Genomic DNA, 20,727 nt, shown 5'->3' with positions numbered 1-20,727 from the left:
CGTCTCCGTGGCGTTAAAGGTTCCCATCTGAGGAGGCGTTTGGCCAGTGTTAATCACTGGCTTGGCGGAAAAATCACGCGATAAAAAATCGTGGATAGTACGTGAGGGCGTTGAAGTACCTGCTATTCGGCGGTTTGCCGTAAGGCGACTAGGGCTGGGCAATTTTCTTGGTTATTCGCTTTATGTCGAGGCTCTCGGCGGAACACTTGAGCTTTTAGCGCGTATGCCTGGGTATGCACCGGTCACGCTTGAAGGCTCTCTGAGGCACCGGCGACTCGCAAGATTCAAAGCTGATGCCCAATGGCCTCAGGCGGGTTTTGGCCCTGCTCCGACTTCAGGTATGATATTGCCCCTTTTTGATCCCAAGTCAGGCGATTTCCCATGACCAACCAGGCCGCCGAAGTCGCGAAGCGCCGCACTTTCGCCATCATTTCCCACCCCGACGCTGGTAAGACCACCATCACCGAGAAGCTCCTGCTGATGGGCAAGGCCATTGCCGTCGCCGGTACCGTGAAGTCGCGCAAGTCCGACCGCCACGCCACCTCCGACTGGATGGAAATGGAGAAGCAGCGCGGCATCTCCATCACCACCTCGGTGATGCAGTTCCCCTACCGCGAGCACATGATCAACCTGCTCGACACCCCCGGCCACGAGGACTTCTCCGAAGATACCTACCGCACCCTGACCGCGGTCGACTCGGCACTGATGGTGCTCGACGGCGGTAAAGGTGTAGAGCCGCGGACCATCGCCCTGATGGATGTCTGCCGCCTGCGCGACACGCCGATCGTCAGCTTCATCAACAAACTCGACCGCGACATCCGTGACCCGATCGAACTGCTCGACGAGATCGAGGCGGTCCTGAAGATCAAGGCTGCGCCGATCACCTGGCCGATCGGTTGCTACCGTGATTTCAAGGGTGTGTACCACCTCACCGGCGACTACATCGTCGTCTATACCCCGGGCCACGGCCATGAGCGCACCGAAGCCAAGATCATCCAGAAGCTGGACTCCGACGAGGCCCGTGCGCACCTGGGCGACCAGTACGATTCGTTCGTCGAGCAGCTGGAACTGGTGCAGGGCGCCTGCCATGAGTTCAACCAGGACGAGTTCATCAACGGTCAGCTGACCCCTGTGTTCTTCGGTACCGCCCTTGGCAACTTCGGTGTCGACCATGTGCTCGATGCAGTTGTCGATTGGGCACCGCGTCCGCTGGGCCGCGTGGCGCACGAGCGTACCGTCGAGCCTGTGGAAGAGAAGTTCACCGGCTTCGTGTTCAAGATCCAGGCGAACATGGACCCGAAACACCGCGACCGCATCGCCTTCATGCGGATCTGCTCGGGCAAGTACGAAAAAGGCATGAAGATGCGCCACGTGCGCCTGGGCAAGGACCTGCGCATCGGCGATGCGCTGACGTTCTTCTCCTCCGAACGTGAACAGCTCGAAGAGGCTTATGCCGGCGACATCATCGGCTTGCATAACCATGGCACCATCCAGATCGGCGACACCTTCACCGAAGGCGAGGCGCTGGGCTTCACGGGTATTCCACACTTCGCCCCGGAACTCTTCCGCCGCGTGCGCCTGAAGGACCCGCTCAAGTCCAAGCAATTGCGCCAGGGCCTGCAACAGCTGGCCGAAGAAGGCGCGACCCAGGTGTTCTTCCCCGAGCGCAGCAACGACATCATCCTCGGCGCCGTGGGTGTGCTGCAGTTCGATGTGGTCGCCAGCCGCCTGAAGGAAGAGTACAAGGTCGAATGTGCCTACGAGCCCATCACCGTCTGGTCGGCGCGCTGGATCAGCTGCGACGACAAGAAGAAGCTCGAGGAATTCCAGAACAAGGCCATGGAGAACCTGGCCATCGACGGTGGCGGTCACCTGACCTACCTGGCGCCGACCCGGGTGAACCTGTCATTGATGGAAGAGCGCTGGCCGGACATCAAGTTCCGCGCCACTCGCGAGCACCACTAACAGAGCAGCGGCAAGCTACAAGCAGCGCGAGCCTGAACGGGCTCCGCTTTTCTTGCCGCTTGCCGCTTCACAGCTGACGACTGTCAGTTGCCTGCTTTGATGCTGGTCCAGATCCGTGTACGAATGCGGTCGATCTTCGCCGGCATCGCCTCCAGGGCATACAGCTTGCCCAGCACCTCGTCACTCGGGTAGATCATGCTGTTGGCCTTGAGCTTCGGGTCCACCAGGCTGTCTGCCTTCAAGTTGCCGTTGGCGTACTGCACATAGTCGCTGATATTGGCCATCACCTCTGGCTGCAACAGGTAGTTCATGTAGGCGTAGCCGGCTTTTTCGTCCGGTGCGTCGGCGGGCATGGCGACCATGTCGAACCACAGCGGCGCCCCTTCCTTGGGTATCGAGTAGCCCACCTTCACCCCATTGTTCGCCTCTTCGGCGCGGTTCTTCGCCTGCAGCACATCCCCCGAGAAACCTACCACCACGCAGATATCGCCATTGGCCAGGTCGCCGGTGTACTTGGATGAGTGGAAGTAGCTGATGTACGGCCGCACCTGCATCAACAGCGCCTTGGCTTTGTCGTAATCGGCCGGGTTCTGGCTGTGGTGCGGCAGGCCCAGGTAGTGCAGGGCGATCGGCAGCAGTTCCGGGCCGTTGTCCAGCACGGCAACGCCGCAGCTTTTGAGTTTGGAAATGTTCTCGGGCTTGAAGATCAGGTCCCAGGAGTCCACCGGCGCATTGTCGCCCAGTACTGCCTTGACCTTGTCGATGTTGTAGCCAATGCCGGTGCTGCCCCAGAGGTAGGGGAAGCCATAGCGGTTGCCCGGGTCGTTCACCTCCAGCGCCTTGAGCAGCACCGGGTTGAGGTTGTGCCAGTTGGGCAACTGGCTCTTGTCCAGCGGCTTGAGGGCTTTGCCCTGGATCTGCCGGGCCATGAAGTGGTTGGAGGGGAACACCACGTCGTAGCCGGAGTTGCCCGTCATCAGCTTGCCGTCGAGGGTCTCGTTGCTGTCGAACACGTCATAGGTCGGCTTGATGCCGGTGGCCTGCTGGAACTGCTTGAGGGTGTCAGGGGCGATGTAGCTGGACCAGTTGTAGATCTTCACCGAGTCGGCGGCGTTGGCCACGCAGGTGGCGAGCATCAGAGGGGCGAGCAGGAGGGTGCGCATGTCCGGTATACCTTGCTGTGCTTGTTGTTATCGAAGGGCGGCAGGCGATCGTCGGATCAGAAAATCAGAACGTAGGTCTTGCGCACTGTTTCCTGGATATCCCAGGTGCCGGTGCTGTTGGCCGGCAGCATCAGGGCGTCGCCGGCTTCGATGAGCAAGGGCTCGCCACCGTCGGGGGTGAAGGTGCAGCGGCCCTTGATGAAATGGCAGAACTCCTGCTGCACGATCTGCCGCCGCCAGCGCCCCGGGGTGCACTCCCAGATGCCGGTTTCGACGCCGTCGTTGCGTTCGACGCAGGTCACGGAGGTGACCGCGACCGGCTCGCCGAGAGGAACGGCGACAGGACTGGTGCTTTCCAGGGTGACGCTGCCCGTGTGCTTGAACTGGGTGATGCTCATGACCTTGGATCCTGTGTGGTGGTTTGGGTTGAATCAGCGCATGAAACCTTCCATGAAGTCGGCAAGCGTGCGGGCCAGGCGCCTTCGCCAAGGGGGGCTGCCGGGCTGGGCGAGGGTCTGGTCCTCGTACACGAAGCTTCGGATGATCGCGTTGTAGCCCAGCCAGCGGCAGGGCTCGGGCGGCCAGCTGGCCAGGCCCGACAGCGGGCGGTTGTCGTACACCCAAGGCTGTGCGGTCAGGGCGTTGTGCTGGCCGAGTATCAACGCGGCCAGGGTGCGTCCGCCCAGGTTGGTGGCGCCGACGCCTTCGCCGCCATAGCCGCCCGACAACGCGATGCCGCGCTGGCGATCGCACAGCATGTGCGGGTGGAAGCGCCGGGCCATGCCCAGGTTGCCGCCCCAGGAATGGGTGATGCGCACGTCCTTGAGCTGCGGGAACAGGTCGCCGAACAGGTAGCGGCGCAGGGCGATCTCGCTGTCGGTGAGGCTGAAGTCTTCCCGCAGCCGGCCGCCGAAGCGGTAGCCGCCACGGGCACCGAACACCAGGCGGTTGTCGGCGGTGCGTTGGCCATAGGTGACTTGGCGGCTGCCCTCGCTGAAGGCCTGGCCCTGGTTCAGGCCGATCTGTGCCCAGGTCGATTCCGGCAGGGGTTCGGTGGCCACCAGCAGGCTCTGCACGGGCAACTGATGCCGGCCCAGGGGCGGCAGGCTGGCGGCGTAGCCTTCCACGGCTGGCACGATCCACTGGCTGCGGATCGTCGCCTGGGGCGTACGTACCTCGCCGGTTCGCCAGTCGATGGCCGGGGTGTTCTCGTAGATCGGTACGCCCAGACGTTCGACCGCACGGGCCAGGCCGCGCACGAGCTTGGCCGGCTGGAGCGTTGCGACATGCGGGCTGAAGATCGCGCCATAGGCATTGCTCACCCGCAACTGGCCATTCAACGCCTCGGGCCCCAGCCAGCGGTAGTCGTCTTCATTCATGCCTTGGCGATAGAGGTCATCCAGGTAGGCGCGCAGACTGCGTTCCTGCTCCGGGTAACGGGCGGCGCAATAGAGCACGCCGCCTTTGCGGTAGTCGCAGTCGATGCCTTCGCGTTGCAGGACGCTGTGGACCTCGTCGGGGATGCCATGCAGCAGGTCGGTACTGGCGCGGCGTTGCTGGGGCGAGAGGGTGGCGAGCATCCGGTCCTCGCCAAGCAGGTTGCCCATCAGCCAGCCGCCATTACGGCCCGAGGCGCCGTAACCTGCGATATTGGCATCGATCACCGCGATGTTCAGTTGTGGCGCCTGGCGCTTGAGGTAGTAGGCAGTCCACAGGCCTGTGTAGCCGGCGCCGATGATGCACACGTCCACCTCCAGGTCCTGGCCCAGGGCAGGGCGGGCGCAGAGTGGCTCCTCGAGCTGGTCCATCCAAAGGCTGATCGTACGCCAGGCTTGCATCGGGTTCGGCTCCACATCCGTAAAGGTCTGTGGGCGATCCTAGTGGCGTGTGGGGAGGGTTGTCTTACGTGCGTGCACGCAGGGAAATCTGCTTCACATAGGCCTTGGGCGACAAACCGGTGTGTTCGCGGAAGCACTTGTAGAACGCCGACAGCGAATTGAAACCCGCGGCAAAAGCCAGGTCGTCGACCGGGGTAGTGGCGTGCTGGGCATCGAGGCTGGCCAGCAGGTGCTGCAGGCGGGCCTGGTTGACGTAACGGTAGAAGCTTTGGCCCAGCACCTGGTTGAGCAGGTAGGAAATCTGATTGCGGCTGTAGCCGCTGTGGTCGGCGACCTGTTGCAGGTCCAGCTCCGGGTTAAGGTAGGGGCGCTGTCGCTGAAAGTAGTGCTCCAGGTCCTGGGCCATGGTGGAGAGCTGGCGCGGTGACAGGCCCAGGCGGCTGGTGGCCGGACGCGGGTTGGTGCGGCTGGCGCCTTGGGCATCACGACGTACCAAGGTAGCGTATTCGTTGATGCGCCAGATCAGCCCATCCTTGACGGTGATCGCCTCGCTGGCCTGGAACGCCACCAATCCCTCTCCGCCCTGGACTGTGACTTCGTACTGGATGAACGCTGTGCAGCCGTCCACGCGGATGCGGTCGCTGTGCACGATGTCTTCGCCGGCCTGGTGGGGCAGTGAGGCACGAACGTAGTCGCGCAGCTCATCGATGCCGAGCACGCGGTTCTGGAAGAAGTCGTGGTACTGGATGTCAGGGTGGTACAGCGCCATCACGCCGTCGAGGTCGCGGTGCTTCCAGCACAGGTGGTAGCGCAGCACGGTGTCGGCGGTGAGCGGGGTTTGCTCGGGGCCGTCGGGGAGGGTAGTGGCGGTCATGGACACTGATAGTGCATTGCAGAACACCCTGGCGCAAGGCCACGGATCCGGCATATTGCACGGTATTGCCGAGCGGCTTGTCGGCTAAGCCGTTGATTCCACTGAGGGTGATTTTTCAGTGAGACTGGCATGGGCGCTGCAGCTGTCTTTTCACCAACGAATGGGAGAAAGGCCATGCGCTCGATACTGCTTTGGATGATTGGGGTGCCGATCCCGGTGATCATCTTGATCTGGTTCTTCATGCATTGAGGCACAGGGCCACTGTGCGGCCTGTTCGCGGGTAACCCGCTCCCACAGGGGAAGCGGGAATCCTTTTGAGGCGGGTTTACCCGCGAACAGGGTCTAAACCGATCTAGAGAAACTGCTCGGCATAGTGGCAGGCCACTTGCCGCGTACTCACCTGCCTCAACGCTGGTATTTCCTTGGCGCAGCGCTCGGTGGCATACGGGCAACGCTTGTGGAATGCACAGCCTGCCGGTGGATTGAGTGGGTTGGGCAGCTCACCGGCGATGCGGATCTTCGGCTTGAGCGGATCGGGGTGAATCGCCGGGGTCGCCGACAGCAGCGCCTGAGTGTAGGGGTGCAGGGGTTTCTCGTAGATATCCTCCTTGGGCCCCATCTCCGCCGGGCGACCCAGGTACATCACCAGCACCTGGTCGGCCACGTGTCGCACTACCGCCAGGTTGTGGGAGATGAACACGTAGGCGGTGTTGAACTCCTTCTGCAGGTCCATGAACAGGTTCAGCACCTGCGCCTGGATCGACACGTCGAGTGCCGACGTCGGCTCGTCGGCCACCAGCACTTTCGGCTGCAGCATCATCGCCCGGGCCAGGGCGATGCGCTGGCGCTGGCCGCCAGAAAACATGTGCGGATAGCGCTGGTAGTGCTCCGGACGCAGGCCGACCTGCTCCATCATTTTCTGCACTTTCTCGCGGCGCTCGGTCTTGCTCAACGAGGTGTTGATCAGCAGCGGTTCTGCGAGTTGGTCACCGATCTTCTGTCGCGGGTTGAGCGAGGCGTAAGGGCTCTGGAAGACCATCTGCACGTCGCGGCGCAGTTGCTTGCGCTCGGCCTTGCTGGCGCCTTTGACCTCCGTTCCGGCGATCTGCAGGGAGCCGGAGGACGGCTCCTCGATCAGCGTCAGGGCTCGGGCCAGGGTGGACTTGCCGCAGCCGGATTCGCCGACCACGGCCAGGGTCTTGCCGGCCTCCAGTTCGAACGACACGCCATTGAGGGCGCGCACCAGCGCATGGCCCTTGAACAGGCCGCGGGAGACTTCGTAATGGCGGGTCAGTTCACGGGCGGATAGGACGACGGTCATCACGCCACCTCCTGGTTCAGCGGATAGAAGCAACGCACCAGGCTATGGGCCTGGGGATCGAGAGGCGGACGCTGCTGGCGGCAGTTGTCCTGCACGTAGGGGCAGCGCGGTGACAGCAGGCAGCCCTTGGGCCGGTCGTAACGCCCGGGCACGATGCCTGGCAGGGTGGCCAGGCGCTCGGCCCCGATGCTGTGCTCGGGGATGGCAGCCAGCAAGGCTTCGCTGTAGGGGTGGGCGGGGAGGTCGAACAGTTCCGGCACCTGTCCCACTTCCACGGCCTGGCCGGCATACATCACGCACACGCGCTTGGCGGTCTCGGCCACCACGGCCAGGTCGTGGGTGATGAGAATGAGCGCCATGTTGCGCTCTTTCTGCAGGTTCACCAGCAGCTCCATGATCTGTGCCTGGATGGTCACATCCAGCGCTGTGGTCGGTTCGTCGGCAATCAGCAGCTTGGGTTCACCGGCAATCGCCATGGCGATTGCCACACGTTGGCTCATGCCGCCGGAGAGCTGGTGGGGGTAGGCGTCCAGGCGGCTTTCGGCGGCCGGGATCTCGACTTTCTTGAGCAGCTCCAGGGCCCGCTGTCGGGCAGCCTTGCCCTTCAGACCCAGGTGCTGGCGCAGGACTTCCTCGATCTGATAGCCCACGGTGTAGCTGGGATTCAGGGCGGTCATCGGGTCCTGGAAGACCATGGCGATGTCCTTGCCCACGACCTTGCGCCGTTGCCGGCCGCTCAGCTTGAGCATGTCGGTGCCGTCGAAATTGAGCACGTCGGCGGTGATGCGCCCGGGGGCGTCGATCAGGCCCATCAGGGCCATCATGGTCACCGACTTGCCGGAGCCGGACTCGCCGACGATGGCGAGGATCTCGCCGGCGTCCACCGCAAGGTCCAGGCCGTCCACTACGGGGACGGCGTTGGCGTCGCCGAAGCGCACGTTCAGGTTGTTGATCTGCAACAGTGACATGGCGTTCTCCTCAGGCGGCGTTCTTGAGTTTCGGGTCCAGCGCATCGCGCAGGCCGTCGCCCATCAGGTTGATTGCCAACACACTGAGCAGGATCGTCAGGCCCGGCAGGCTCACCACCCACCAGGCGCGTTCGATATAGTCACGGGCCGAGGCCAGCATGGTGCCCCATTCGGGCGTCGGCGGCTGCACGCCCAGGCCCAGGAAACCCAGGGCGGCGGCGTCGAGGATCGCCGAGGAGAAGCTCAAGGTGGCCTGCACGATCAGCGGCGCCATGCAGTTAGGCAGCACGGTGACGAACATCAGGCGCGGCAGGCCTGCACCGGCCAGACGTGCGGCGGTGACGTAGTCGCGGTTCAGCTCGCCCATCACCGCGGCGCGGGTCAGGCGTACGTAGGAGGGCAGCGAGACGATGGCGATGGCGATCACGGTGTTGATCAGGCCAGGGCCGAGGATGGCGACGATGGCCACGGCCAGCAGCAGCGACGGCAGGGCCAGCATCACGTCCATCAGGCGCATGATCGAAGGGCCGAGGAACTGCGGGAAGAACCCGGCCAGCAGGCCCAGCAGGATGCCGGGGATCAGCGACATCACCACTGACGACAGGCCGATCAGCAGCGACAGTCGCGCACCCTGGATCAAGCGCGAGAGCAGGTCGCGACCGAGCTCGTCGGTGCCGAGGATGAACTGCCAGGTGCCACCTTCGAGCCACACCGGCGGGGTGAGCAGGAAGTCGCGGTATTGCTCGCTCGGGTTGTGCGGCGCGATCCAGGGGGCGAACAGCGCGCAGAACACGATCAGGCATATGAAGGCAAGGCCGGCCACGGCGCCTTTATTGCGCGAGAAGGCCTGCCAGAACTCTTTGTACGGGGAGGGGTAGAGCAGGCTCTGGTCCACTGGGCTGGCCGGTGTGACGGATTTTGGAATAGGGCTAGTCATGGCTTGGGCCTCAGCGCTGATGACGGATGCGTGGGTTGGCCAGGCCGTAGAGGATGTCCACGACGAAGTTGACCAGGATCACCAGGCAGGCGATGAGCAGGATGCCGTTCTGGACCACGGGGTAGTCACGGGCGCCGATGGCTTCGATCAGCCACTTGCCGATGCCCGGCCAGGAGAAGATGGTTTCGGTGAGCACGGCACCGGCGAGCAAGGTGCCGACCTGCAGGCCGAATACTGTCAGCACCGGGATCAGCGCGTTGCGCAGGCCGTGGATGAACACCACGCGGGCGGGCGACAGGCCCTTGGCGCGGGCGGTGCGAATGTAGTCTTCGCGCAGGACTTCGAGCATGGAGGAGCGGGTCATGCGGGCGATCACTGCCAGGGGGATGGTGCCCAGCACGATGGCCGGCAGGATCAGGTGCATGACGGCGTCCTTGAACGCGCCTTCCTCTTCGCTGAGCAGTGTGTCGATCAACATGAAGCCGGTTTTCGGCTCGATGTCGTAGAGCAGGTCGATACGCCCGGAGACCGGCGTCCAGCCCAGACTCACCGAGAAGAACATGATCAAGATCAGGCCCCACCAGAAGATCGGCATGGAGTAGCCGGCCAGCGAGACGCCCATGACCCCGTGGTCGAACAGCGAGCCGCGCTTGAGCGCGGCGATCACCCCGGCCAACAGGCCGACGATGCCAGCGAACAGCAAGGCGGCGAAGGCCAGTTCGAGGGTGGCGGGGAACAGGGTGAGAAATTCGTTCCACACGCTCTCGCGCGTGCGTAGGGACTCGCCCAGGTCGCCCTGGGCCAGCTTGCCGATGTAGTCCAGGTACTGGACCGGCAGTGGTTTGTTCAGGCCCAGGCGCTCCATGGCCTGGGCGTGCATTTCAGGGTCGACCCTGCGCTCGCCCATCATTACTTCCACCGGGTCGCCGGGGATCAGGCGTATGAGCGCGAAGGTCAGCAGGGTGATGCCGAAGAAGGTCGGAATCAGCAAGCCGAGGCGCCGGGCAATAAAACTCAACATCGTCGGGTGTACCTCATTAAGCCGGTCAGGCGGTGCCGCCGGTTCCCGTGTGGGTCGCCGGCGGTCGTTGTTGTTGTGTTACTTCACCTTGGTGGTGGCGAAGTTGTTGTTGGTCAGAGGGTTGATCACGTAACCCTCCACGTTGTCACGCATGGCGGTGAACATCTTGGGATGGGCCATGTTGATCCAGGGTTGATCGTCATCGTACACCCTCATGGCCTCGGCATAGACCCATCCGCGCTCCTCGTCCTTGGTGATCGTGCGTGCGCGGGTGATCAGATCCTGGAACGTCGTGTTGCACCAGCGGGCGTAGTTCTCGCCGTTCTTCGCGGCTTCGCAGCTGAGCAGCGGGCCGAGGAAGTTGTCCGGGTCACCGTTGTCGCTGGCCCAGCCGGCAGACACCAGGTCGGCTTCACCGGCTTTGGCACGGCGCAGCATTTCGGCCCATTCCATCACCCGGATGTCCAGCTTGATGCCGATCTGGGCCAGGTCCGCCTGGAGCATCTCGGCGGACAGCCGTGGGTTGGGGTTGGTTGGCCCGCCGCCATTACGGGTGAAGAGGGTCATCACGGTCCCTTGCGGAACGCCGGCCTCCTTCAACAGCGCCCGGGCCTTGTCGAGGTCGCGTGGCGGATTCTGGATCATCACGTTGTTGCCCAGCATGGTGTGCGGGTACGGATTGACCGCCTCGGTCGCGTTGCCTTTGCCGAACAGCTGGTCGATGTGATGCTGGCGGTCGAAGGCCATGTTGAGGGCTTTGCGCACGCGTACGTCATTCAAGTACTTGTGTTCCGTGTTCATGGCGATGTAGCCCGTCACCAGCGCCTCGATCTCGGCAACCTTGAGTTTCGGGTCGGCCTTGATCGCCGGCACGTCGTCCGGCTTTGGATACAGGGCGATCTGGCACTCATTGGCGCGCAGCTTTTGCAGGCGCACGTTGCTGTCGGTGGCGATGGCGAAGATCAGCGCGTCTGCCGGTGGCTTGCCACGGAAGTAGTCCGGATTGGGCTTGTAGCGAACTTGGGCGTCCTTGTTGTAGCGCTGGAAGATGAACGGCCCGGTGCCGATCGGCTTGCTGTTGAGCTCGCCGGTCTTGCCGGCCTTGAGCAACTGGTCGCCGTACTCGGCGGAGTAGATCGAGGTGAAGGCCATGGCCATGTCGCGCAGGAAGGGGGCTTCCGGGCGGGTCAGGGTGATCACCACGGTGTGGTCGTCGGTCTTGCTTACCGACTTGAGCAAGCCCTTGAAGGCCATGCTCTCGAAGTAGGGGTAGCCAACGCTGGTCTTGTCGTGCCAGGGATGGTTCGGGTCGAGCTGGCGATTGAGGCTCCACAGCACGTCATCGGCGTTGAAGTCGCGGGTGGGTTTGAAGTACGGGGTGGTGTGGAACTTGACGCCTTCGCGCAGGTGGAAGGTGTAGGTCAGCCCGTCCTGGCTGATGTCCCAGCTTTTGGCCAGCGCCGGCTGGATATCGGTGGTACCGGGCTTGAAGTCGACCAGGCGGTTGAAGAGCGCCTCGGCCGAGGCGTCGGCGGTGACCGCAGTGGTGTACTGGACGATGTCGAAGCCTTCCGGGCTCGCCTCGGTGCACACCACCAACGGCTTGGCCGCGAGCTGGGTCGCGGCGCCCAGAAGGACGGCCGCCAAGGCGGCACGTAGTGGTAGCGATGTCATGGAACCTCCCTGCAGATTGTTCCAGCGTAGCGCTTCGGCCCGCACAAGGCGGGCCGAGCGTTTGGGTCAGAGAATGTTGAACGGAATGGTGGTGACGACACGCAGCTCGTCCAGGCTACCGTCGGCCTGGGCCTTGCTGGCGCGGTGCGCGGTGTAGGTGGCGCGGATGCTGGTGTCTTTCAGCGGACCGCTCTGCACGGCGTAGCTGGTGCCGATGCCCCACTCATAGTGGGTCTCGCCATCCATGCCTTTGACGTCGTAGGCATCGCCCCGGTAGTGGGTGCCGTCGATACCCCAGCCGCGGGCGTTGTAGACGTTGAACTTCAAGCCAGGCACGCCATAGGGGGCCATGTTCAGCACGTAGGAGATCTGCAGGGACTTCTCGTTGGGGCCGTTGAAGTCCGACAGCAGCGAGTTGGCCAGGTAGATGCCGTTGGTTTCGTGCAAGTAGTCGAAGTACTCGTTGCCGTTGACCTGCTGCCAGGAGGCGCTGAGCGTGTGGGCCTGGTGGGTGAGGCCGAACGACAGGCTGTAGGTGTCGTTGTCGATCTCGCCCATCTTCTTGCTGCCGGTATCCACGGTCTTGTAGTAGTTCAGGCCTGTGGTCAGGCTCAGCACCGCGCTGTCGCCCAGCACGTGGTTGGCGCCGAAATAGTACTGGTTCCAGAAGTCGTCGACCTTGGTGGCGTAGAGGCTGGTGGAGAGGCTCTTGAACGGCTGGTAGTTGACGCCGGCGGTGCTGGCACGGTCGGTTTCGACGCCATTGCCATACTCGCTGCGAAACTTGCTCAGGCTCTGCTCGGTACGGGGCGAGACGCGGTCGAAGGTGCCCAGGTCGAACGACAGGTTGTCGAATTCGGCGCTGTGCAGGAACGCACCCTGGAAGCTCGACGGCAACGCGCGGTTGCCGATGTAGGAGATCATCGGCGTGTCCACCGACTGGCGGCCCACGGTAAGGGTGCTGTTGGAGACACGCGCCTTGACGTTGCCCAAGCCCATCTTGCTCCACTGGCCGATCACGTCGCCATCGCTGTGGGTCAGCGTGCGGTTGTTCGGACCGGCCACCGCAGCGCGGCCACGCTCAAGGGCGATGGCGTTGTAGCCGGCGGCTTCGACGGCGAAGCCCACGGTGCCTTGGGTGAAGCCTGAGCTGTAGTTCAGGATGGTGCCCTGCACCCAGTTGTCACGGCTGTGAGTTCGGCGCTGAGTCCCGTCGCTCTTGTAGTACTTGAACAGCGGTGCGCGGGTGGCGCGTTCACGGGCGTACCAGTTGCGCGTGCTGCCGGTCAGGCTCTGGCCTTCGAGAAAGCCTGTGGCCTCGGCCTGTTCGCTGCTGGATTTGAGGGTGACCGGGACGAAGTCCTGGCTGACGGGGTCGGCCTGGGCTGTGGCGGACAATGCGCCTAACGACAGGGCCAGTGCGGTAAAGGTTGTACGTCTCAAGGTGAAGCTCCCTTTCTATTTCTAGTTATTCCCGCGCCTTGTGGGCTGGGGGTTTTGCTGCGGTGTTGCCAGGGGTGCCGCGGGATCGCCGGGCAGAGTCGGGGGCGTTGTGCTGGCGGTGCCGGTCTCTTCATGGGTAAATCCGCTGCCGCAGGGGCGGTGATCAGTGCGGGAGCGGGTTTACTCGCGAAGAGATGGGCTAATCAGTCAACACTCACACCGGAAAAGTCGTTGCGTCCAAAGGGGCTGACGCGAAAGTCCTTGACCTTGGCGCTGATCGGCTGGTTGACCGTGGAGTGGGCCACCGGGGTGATCGGCACCTGTTGCTTGAGACGTTGCTGGGCTTGCTGATAGAGCCGGGTGCGCTGTTCGCGGTCGGTGACCTGCTTGGCCTGCTTGACCAGCGTGTCGTACTCACGGTCGCACCACAGGGAATAGTTGTTGCTGCCGATGGCATCGCAGCTGTACAGGGTCCCCAGCCAGTTGTCCGGGTCGCCGTTGTCGCCGGTCCAACCGATCAGGGCGATGTCGTGCTCGCCGTTTTTCATGCGCTTGAGGTATTCACCCCATTCGTAACTGACGATCCTGGCCTTGATGCCGACCTTGGCCCAGTCGGCCTGGAGCATCTCGGCCATCAGCTTGGCATTGGGGTTGTAGGGCCGCTGTACCGGCATGGCCCACAGGGTCACTTCGGTGCCTTCCTTGACGCCGGCGGCCTTGAGCTGTTCGCGGGCCTTGGCGGGGTTGAAACCTGCGTCCTTGATGGTTTCGTCATAGGACCACTGGGTCGGCGGCATGGCGTTGACCGCCGGCTGGCCGGAGTCCTGGTACACGGCCTGGATGATCGCCTGCTTGTTCACGGCCATGTCCATGGCCTGGCGCACCTCGAGGCGATCAAAGGGCGGATGCTGGGTGTTGTAGGCGATATAGCCGAGGTTGAAGCCCGGCTTCTGCAGCACGCTCAGCTTGCTGTCGGCCTTGATCGCTGGAAGGTCGGCGGGGCGTGGGTGCAAGGTGACCTGGCATTCGTTGCGACGTAGTTTCTGGATGCGTACCGAAGGGTCGATGTTGATGGAGAACACCAGGTTGTCGAGCTTGACCTGCTCCGGCGCCCAATAGGCCGGGTTGCCCTTGTAGCGAATCTGCGAATCCTTCTGGTAACGCTGGAACACGAACGGTCCGGTGCCGATCGGCTTTTGGTTGATGTCGCTGGCGCGACCTTCGGCCAGCAGGTGGTCGGCGTACTCGGCGGAGAGGATCGAGGCGAAGCTCATGGCGAGGTTCTGGATGAACGCGGCATCGACACTGTTGAGGGTGAACACCACGGTCAGCGGGCCGGTCTTGTCGACCTTGGCGATGTTCTTGTCCAGGCCCATGCTGACGAAGTAGGGGAACTCGGTGGGGTAGGCCTTGCGGAAGGGGTGCTGCTTGTCGAGCATGCGATTGAAGGTGAACAGCACATCGTCGGCGTTGAAGTCACGGCTTGGTGTGAAGCCCTTGTTGCCATGGAACTTCACGCCTTCGCGCAGGTGGAAGGTGTAGCGCAAGCCATCCTCGGAGACCTCCCAGCGGGTCGCCAGTGCTGGATGCACGGCGGTGCCGCCTCGCTCGAATTCGACCAGGCGGTTGTAGATCGGCTCGGCGGCATCGTTATCAGTGGCGCTGGTGTACTGGGCGGTGTCGAAGCCGGCCGGGCTGCCTTCGGAGCAGAACACCAGGTTCTTGGCGAGCAGGTCGGTGGCCTGGGTCATCAGGCCGAGGCCGAGCAGGGGGCCGAGGAGGGTGATGGGGCGCATGGCTAGTCCTTTTGCATCTGTCGTGCCGTAACCTTGTAGGAATCGCGGCAACAAGAATCCGATCCCGCTGCGGGTGGCATCGGGAGGGCGCTTGGTTCTGGGAGGCGCTCTTGGCGCGGGATGTCACCGTGGGCGCTCAGGCCCACGGCACAGGGGCTGGCCCTATTTCTCCACGCTGACGCCGTAGAAGGAGTTCAGGGCGAACGGGCTGATCTTGAAGCCCTTCACCTTGTCGCTCATCGGTTGATAGACGGTGGAGTGAGCGATCGGCGTGATCGGCACCTGCTCCTTGAGGATGTGCTGCGCTTTTTGATACAGCTCGGTGCGCTTGGCCTGGTCGGAAGTGGCCTTGGCCTGCTTGATCAGGTCGTCGTAGGGCTTGTAGCACCACTTGGAGAAGTTGTTCCCATCCATGGCATCGCAGCCGTAGAGGGTACCCAGCCAGTTGTCGGGGTCACCGTTGTCGCCGCTCCAGCCGATCAGCATGGCGCCTTGCTCGCCGCCCTTGGAACGCTTGATGTACTCGCCCCATTCGTAGCTGACGATCTTGGCCTTGATGCCGATCTTGGCCCAGTCGGACTGGAGCATCTCGGCCATCAGCTTGGCGTTGGGGTTGTAGGGGCGCTGCACGGGCATGGCCCACAGGGTGATCTCGGTGCCTTCCTTGACCCCGGCTTCCTTGAGCAACTGCTTGGCTTTCTCCGGGTCGTACTTGGCATCCTTGATGGTGGTGTCGTAAGACCACTGCGTCGGCGGCATGGCGTTGACCGCCAGTTGGCCTGCGCCCTGGTACACCGATTCGATGATCTGCTGCTTGTTCACCGCCATGTCCAGCGCCTGGCGGACTTTCAGCTGAGACAGAGGGTTGGCTTCGTTGCTGCCCTTGATCTTGTCCATCACGTTGTAGGCGATGTAACCGAGGTTGAAGCCAGCCTGTTCAGGCATCTGAAGTTTCGGATCCTTCTTCAGCGGCTCGATGTCGGCAGGGCGAGGGAACAGGGTGACCTGGCACTCGTTCTTCTTGAGCTTCTGCATGCGTACCGAGGCGTCGGTGCTGATGGCGAAGATCAGGTTGTCGATCTTCACGTCATCGGGGTTCCAGTAGTCCTTGTTGCCCTTGAAACGGATCTGGGCGTCCTTCTGGTACTTGCTGAACACGAACGGGCCGGTGCCGATCGGTTTTTGGTTGATGTCGGCTGCCTTGCCCTGCTTGAGCAGTTGGTCGGCGTACTCGGCGGACTGGATCGAGGCGAAGCTCATGGCGAGGTTCTGGATGAAGGCGGCGTCCACCTCGTTGAGGGTGAAGCGTACGGTGTGATCGTCGACCTTTTCGAGACGGGCGATGTTTTTGTCCATGCCCATGTCGGTGAAGTAGGGGAATTCGGTGGGGTAGGCTTTGCGGAACGGATGGTTCTTGTCGAGCATGCGGTTGAAGGTGAACAGCACGTCGTCGGCGTTGAACTCGCGGGTCGGCTTGAAGAAGTCGGTGGTGTGGAACTTGACGCCTTCGCGCAGGTGGAAGGTGTAGGTCTTGCCGTCGTCGGAGACGTCCCACTTGGTCGCCAGCCCCGGGATGACGGCAGTGCCGCCGCGCTCGAACTGGGTCAGGCGGTTGAAGACGGTTTCGGCCGAGGCGTCGAAGTCGGTTCCTGTGGTGTATTGGCCCGGGTCGAAGCCTGCGGGGCTGCCTTCGGAGCAGAACACCAGGTTGGACGCGGCAAGCGCGGAGGGTGCGCCGGCGAGCAAGCCTGCGCCGACCAGGAACGGAATGACTGCGTGTTTAAGCATGGTGGCCTCATTGTTGTCATTTTTCGATTGAGGCGGCCTCGTGAGCCGACCTGCGGATACTTATGCAGGGTAGATTGCCAATGCAACAGGCAGAGGGATAGTTGACGTCAAAATTGTGGGACTAACGTACATGGATGTCGCATCCATGTAATTTTCAGGAAAGTTGAACGTTTGCGCTGGTTTTTTGCAGGCAATTTGCCAGATGTTTTTTATCTTTGAGGTCAATAGAAAGCGGCTAGAGAGCTGTAGGAATCAGACTTTGGAACTGTCAGTTCCAGAAACCACATCAAAGCGACGGGCATTGCACCCGCCGCTTCGGTTCACTGAGGTCGATCAGGGCATCTGGACTTCGATCAGGCCATCGGCGTTCATGCTGACTTCGCTGGTACCGGCTTCGATGTCCGGCGCGGGAGCGGCTTCATCGGCTGCCATGGCCTTCATGGCCATCGGCGCGCTGCGCAGGTAGGGGCGTGGGTAGCCGCTGCTGTTGAGGTTCAGGCTGACCACTTTGTAGCCTTTGCCGCCGAGGGCTTCGGTGGCCAATTGGGCGCGTGCCTTGAAGGCGTCGACGGCCTCCTTGAGCAGGGCGTCCTCGTTGCTCTTGCGGGTGGCTTGGGCGATGGAGAAGTCCATGCCGCCCATTTTCAGGTCTTGGAGCAGCTCCCCGGTGAGCTTGGACAGGGCCGGGAAGTCGGCGCTTTCCAGGCGCAGTTCGGCGCGTTCGCGCCAGCCGGTGATCTTCTGGCCTTTGCTGTCATAGACCGGGTAGCTGTTGCGGCTGCCCTGGCTGATCTTCACGTCCTTGACCTGGCGTGCCTGCTGCACGGCCTTGTTCATGGTCTCGGTGATTTCCTTGGCCAGCTTGCCCGGGTCGTTGTTCTGGGCTTCGCTGTACAGGGTTACGACCATCAGGTCGCGCGCCACTTCCTTGGTGACTTCGGCGCGCAGCGATACCTGGTTGTAGCGCGGCGCATCGTCCGCCAACGCCGGCAGGCTGGCCAGCAGGCCACAGGACAGGATCAGCGCGGTGCCACGACGGGGGATGTGCATGTAGGACTCCTTGGCAAATGAAGGCGCGGGCATTGTCCATCCCGCGCATGGCCCATCAGACCGGGAACAGTGTAGTGGGTTCCTAAATGCCATCATGAACCTGTGACAAAGTGTGGCGCTTTGCCGCATCGCTGCAGTGGGGCGCCCGGCTTCGGTATACTCCGGACGATTTTCCTGGAGCACTCATCAGGAGAGCTCATGCTCGCTGCCGCACATCCGCTGTCCGCTACGCGCCAGAACCTCTGGCGTCTGACCTTCATTCGTATCCTGGTCCTGGCTGCCCAGGCTGGCTCCGTGGGCGTGGCCTACTGGACCGAACTGGTCCCGCTGCCCTGGCTGTCGCTGGCCATCACCCTGGCCCTGTCGTCGTTACTGTGTGCTTTCACCGCCCTGCGCCTGCGCCTGTCGCTGCCGGTCACCGAACTCGAGTACGCCCTGCAGCTGGCGTGTGACCTGCTGATCCACAGTGCCCTGCTGTACTACTCGGGCGGCTCGACCAACCCGTTCGTTTCCTACTACCTGGTACCGCTGGCGATCGCCGCGGTGACCTTGCCATGGATCTATTCGCTGGTGCTGTCCGGCATTGCGCTGGTGGCCTATAGCCTGTTGCTGGTGCAGTTCTACCCGCTCGAGACCCTGCCCATGGCGCGGGAGAAGATGCAGGTCTATGGCATGTGGTTGAGCATTGCCTTGGCGGCCGGCGTGATCACGTTCTTCGCCGCACGCATGGCCGAGGAGCTTCGTCGCCAGGAAAAACTGCGCGCCGATCGCCGCGAGGAGAGCCTGCGAGACGAGCAACTGCTGGCCGTGGCCACCCAGGCCGCTGGCGCCGCCCACGAACTGGGCACGCCTCTGGCGACCATGAGCGTGCTGCTCAATGAAATGCGTCAGGACCACGCAGACCCGCAATTGCAGGAAGACCTGGAGATCCTTCAGGACCAGGTCAAGCTGTGCAAGGAGACCTTGCAGCAACTGGTCCGCGCCGCCGAAGCCAACCGTCGCCTGAGCGTGGTCGAGCAGGAGGTGACCGCCTGGCTGGATGAAGCGCTCAACCGCTGGCACCTGATGCGCCCGGAGGCGACCTACCGCTTCCAGCGCCTGCGCGATGGCCAGGTTCCGCGCCTAACGCCCCCCCCGGACCTGACCCAGGCCCTGCTCAATCTGCTTAACAACGCCGCCGACGCCTGCCCCGAGGATCTGGAAGTGCGCCTGGACTGGAACGCCCAGGACATCATCATCACGATCCGCGATCACGGCCCTGGCGTTCCCGTCGCCATCGCCGAGGCGATCGGCAAACCCTTCTTTACCACCAAAGGCAAAGGTTTCGGCCTGGGCCTTTTCCTGAGCAAGGCCAGCGTGACCCGTGCTGGCGGCTCGGTGAAACTCTATAGTCATGAACAGGGCGGCACCCTCACCGAGCTGCGCCTGCCCCATGGCAAGCGAGGAGATGAACGATGAGCGAAGAAAACCTGGTCGAAGGCGAAGAGCTGCCGCACTTGTTGCTGGTGGACGACGACGCCACCTTCACCCGCGTAATGGCGCGGGCCATGAGCCGCCGCGGTTTCCGTGTGAGCACGGCCTCCTCTGCCGAGGAGGGGTTGGTGCTGGCCAAGCAGGACGTGCCTGATTACGCGACCCTGGACCTCAAGATGGACGGCGATTCCGGGCTAGCGCTGCTGCCCAAGCTGCTGGAGCTGGACCCGGAGATGCGGGTGTTGATCCTGACGGGCTATTCGAGCATCGCCACTGCGGTTGAGGCTATCAAGCGCGGTGCCTGCAACTACCTGTGCAAGCCGGCGGACGCTGATGATGTGTTGGCGGCGCTGTTGTCTGAGCATGCGGACCTCGATTCGCTGGTGCCGGAGAACCCGATGTCGGTGGATCGCCTGCAGTGGGAGCATATCCAGCGGGTGTTGGCCGAGCATGATGGGAACATATCCGCGACGGCGCGGGCCCTTGGGATGCATCGGCGCACGTTGCAGCGTAAGTTGCAGAAGCGGCCTGTGCGGCGGTGAGGCTTTGTGGTTTGTGGGTTGTGGGTTGTGGGTTTTGAGGTTTGTGGGCTTATCCGTTTGATTTGGCGACGGTTAGTCACCTTTCCGCCTTTACGGCGGGTCACTTTTGGTCTTGGCCAAAAGTAACCAAAAGCCGCGCGCCCCTGCATCCGGCCCGGCGCTTCGCACCGGGTCCCCTCGCTGCGGTGTCTTACGGGGCCTCGCGGCCTCCGGCTGGCTGCGCCAGCCTCCATCTCGCGACTTCGGCTACGCCGAAGGGCGCTACGCGCCTGCCCCTACAGACACCTCCGCTCGGCCTGCTGATGGGGCGCAAGTTACGGGCGGCGCCTGGACTGGCGTTGTTTCATTCAGTGGTTTTTGTGGTGAGCTTTTGGTCTCTTCGCGGGTAACAAACACCCAAACAATTAACTTGTTTGCCGTTGCTTTTGATGCGCGTCGGTTCAGACACCACCCATCGCGACCTCAGAAGGCCGAGTGGAGGTGTCTGTAGGGGCAGGCGCGCAGCGCCCTTCGGCGGTAGCCGAGGACGCGAGATGGAGGCTGGCGCAGCCAGCCGGAGGCCGCGGAGCCCCGCAAGACACCGCAGCGAGGGAACCCCGGAGCGCAGCGCAGGGGCCGGATGTGGGAGCCAGCGGCTTTTGCTGGGCCTGTTCCCCGACAGCGGACGCCAAGAAGCCGTTTTTCAAATCGTCCGCTTTAGCCTTTTCGCGTAGTCGTTCGGTGAGCGGTAGCCCAGCGCTGAATGCAGTCGACAACTGTTGTAGAACCCGTGGATATAGCCGGCAATCGATACATAAGCTTGTCTCTTGTTCGGGTAGACCCCGCGGGCTTCCTCTCTCTTCAGGGTGGCGAAAAAGCTTTCTGCCACTGCATT

17 protein-coding genes are annotated in these 20,727 nt (G+C 62.8%); 3 read left to right on the top strand and 14 right to left on the bottom strand.

What is annotated here, in order from left to right:
- The first annotated feature begins 381 nt into the window (after positions 1 to 381).
- A complete protein-coding gene (locus ABOA88_RS05690; RefSeq protein ID WP_043208143.1) occupies positions 382 to 1,965 on the top strand; it encodes a peptide chain release factor 3 in 1,584 nt (527 codons plus the stop codon).
- A gap of 83 nt (positions 1,966 to 2,048) precedes the next feature.
- On the opposite strand, the gene ABOA88_RS05685 is transcribed toward ABOA88_RS05690, so the two are convergent.
- The 13 genes from ABOA88_RS05685 to ABOA88_RS05625 form a co-directional block, all read right to left on the bottom strand.
- Positions 2,049 to 3,128: a polyamine ABC transporter substrate-binding protein gene (locus ABOA88_RS05685; protein ID WP_196169638.1), complete on the bottom strand. Its 1,080-nt coding sequence runs from the start codon at positions 3,126 to 3,128 to the stop codon at positions 2,049 to 2,051.
- 56 nt (positions 3,129 to 3,184) lie between these two features.
- Positions 3,185 to 3,526 carry a cupin domain-containing protein gene (locus tag ABOA88_RS05680; RefSeq protein ID WP_043208147.1) on the bottom strand — a complete coding sequence of 114 codons (342 nt, stop codon included), beginning with the start codon at positions 3,524 to 3,526 and terminating at the stop codon, positions 3,185 to 3,187.
- Between the two features lie 33 nt (positions 3,527 to 3,559).
- Entirely contained in the window at positions 3,560 to 4,966 is a 1,407-nt protein-coding gene (locus ABOA88_RS05675; RefSeq protein ID WP_367851394.1) for an NAD(P)/FAD-dependent oxidoreductase, read from the bottom strand.
- Between the two features lie 64 nt (positions 4,967 to 5,030).
- The gene (locus ABOA88_RS05670; protein ID WP_196169635.1) at positions 5,031 to 5,840 is read right to left on the bottom strand and encodes an AraC family transcriptional regulator; all 810 of its coding nucleotides are present in this window, start codon (positions 5,838 to 5,840) and stop codon (positions 5,031 to 5,033) included.
- 352 nt (positions 5,841 to 6,192) lie between these two features.
- On the bottom strand, positions 6,193 to 7,161 hold the full coding sequence (locus ABOA88_RS05665; protein WP_196169634.1) for a peptide ABC transporter ATP-binding protein: 969 nt from the start codon (positions 7,159 to 7,161) through the stop codon (positions 6,193 to 6,195).
- Positions 7,161 to 8,129, bottom strand: coding sequence for an ABC transporter ATP-binding protein (locus ABOA88_RS05660; RefSeq protein ID WP_196169633.1), 969 nt, complete (start codon positions 8,127 to 8,129; stop codon positions 7,161 to 7,163). Before ABOA88_RS05660 ends, ABOA88_RS05665 begins: the two co-directional genes overlap by 1 nt.
- 10 nt (positions 8,130 to 8,139) lie before the next feature.
- A complete protein-coding gene (locus ABOA88_RS05655; protein WP_367851395.1) occupies positions 8,140 to 9,066 on the bottom strand; it encodes an ABC transporter permease subunit in 927 nt (308 codons plus the stop codon).
- A gap of 10 nt (positions 9,067 to 9,076) precedes the next feature.
- Positions 9,077 to 10,087, bottom strand: a complete 1,011-nt coding sequence (locus ABOA88_RS05650) for an ABC transporter permease subunit (RefSeq protein ID WP_367851396.1) — start codon at positions 10,085 to 10,087, stop codon at positions 9,077 to 9,079.
- A 78-nt stretch (positions 10,088 to 10,165) separates the two neighbouring features.
- Positions 10,166 to 11,761, bottom strand: coding sequence for an ABC transporter substrate-binding protein (locus ABOA88_RS05645; RefSeq protein WP_196169631.1), 1,596 nt, complete (start codon positions 11,759 to 11,761; stop codon positions 10,166 to 10,168).
- A 66-nt stretch (positions 11,762 to 11,827) separates the two neighbouring features.
- Positions 11,828 to 13,204: an OprD family porin gene (locus ABOA88_RS05640; RefSeq protein ID WP_367851397.1), complete on the bottom strand. Its 1,377-nt coding sequence runs from the start codon at positions 13,202 to 13,204 to the stop codon at positions 11,828 to 11,830.
- Between the two features lie 203 nt (positions 13,205 to 13,407).
- The gene (locus ABOA88_RS05635; protein ID WP_367851398.1) at positions 13,408 to 15,000 is read right to left on the bottom strand and encodes an ABC transporter substrate-binding protein; all 1,593 of its coding nucleotides are present in this window, start codon (positions 14,998 to 15,000) and stop codon (positions 13,408 to 13,410) included.
- A 162-nt stretch (positions 15,001 to 15,162) separates the two neighbouring features.
- Positions 15,163 to 16,788, bottom strand: a complete 1,626-nt coding sequence (locus ABOA88_RS05630; protein WP_196169628.1) for an ABC transporter substrate-binding protein — start codon at positions 16,786 to 16,788, stop codon at positions 15,163 to 15,165.
- 333 nt (positions 16,789 to 17,121) lie between these two features.
- The gene (locus ABOA88_RS05625) at positions 17,122 to 17,838 is read right to left on the bottom strand and encodes an SIMPL domain-containing protein (protein ID WP_043208170.1); all 717 of its coding nucleotides are present in this window, start codon (positions 17,836 to 17,838) and stop codon (positions 17,122 to 17,124) included.
- Positions 17,839 to 18,036: 198 nt separating this feature from the next.
- Between ABOA88_RS05625 and ABOA88_RS05620 the strand changes: the two genes are divergently transcribed.
- Complete coding sequence (locus ABOA88_RS05620) at positions 18,037 to 19,296, top strand: ATP-binding protein (protein WP_196169627.1); 1,260 nt, start codon at positions 18,037 to 18,039, stop codon at positions 19,294 to 19,296.
- Positions 19,293 to 19,853, top strand: a complete 561-nt coding sequence (locus ABOA88_RS05615; protein WP_070093026.1) for a response regulator transcription factor — start codon at positions 19,293 to 19,295, stop codon at positions 19,851 to 19,853. The genes ABOA88_RS05620 and ABOA88_RS05615 overlap by 4 nt, the downstream gene beginning before the upstream one ends.
- A gap of 682 nt (positions 19,854 to 20,535) precedes the next feature.
- Here ABOA88_RS05615 and ABOA88_RS05610 read toward each other — a convergent pair.
- A partial coding sequence (locus tag ABOA88_RS05610; protein WP_440127973.1) for an IS3 family transposase occupies positions 20,536 to 20,727 on the bottom strand: 192 nt, incomplete at its 5' end.

This window comes from Pseudomonas sp. PKS (genome assembly GCF_051913525.1).
Lineage (GTDB): Bacteria > Pseudomonadota > Gammaproteobacteria > Pseudomonadales > Pseudomonadaceae > Aquipseudomonas > Aquipseudomonas guariconensis_D.
Note: the sequence above shows the minus strand (reverse complement) of the source record. Positions and strands in the feature narration are given on the sequence as shown.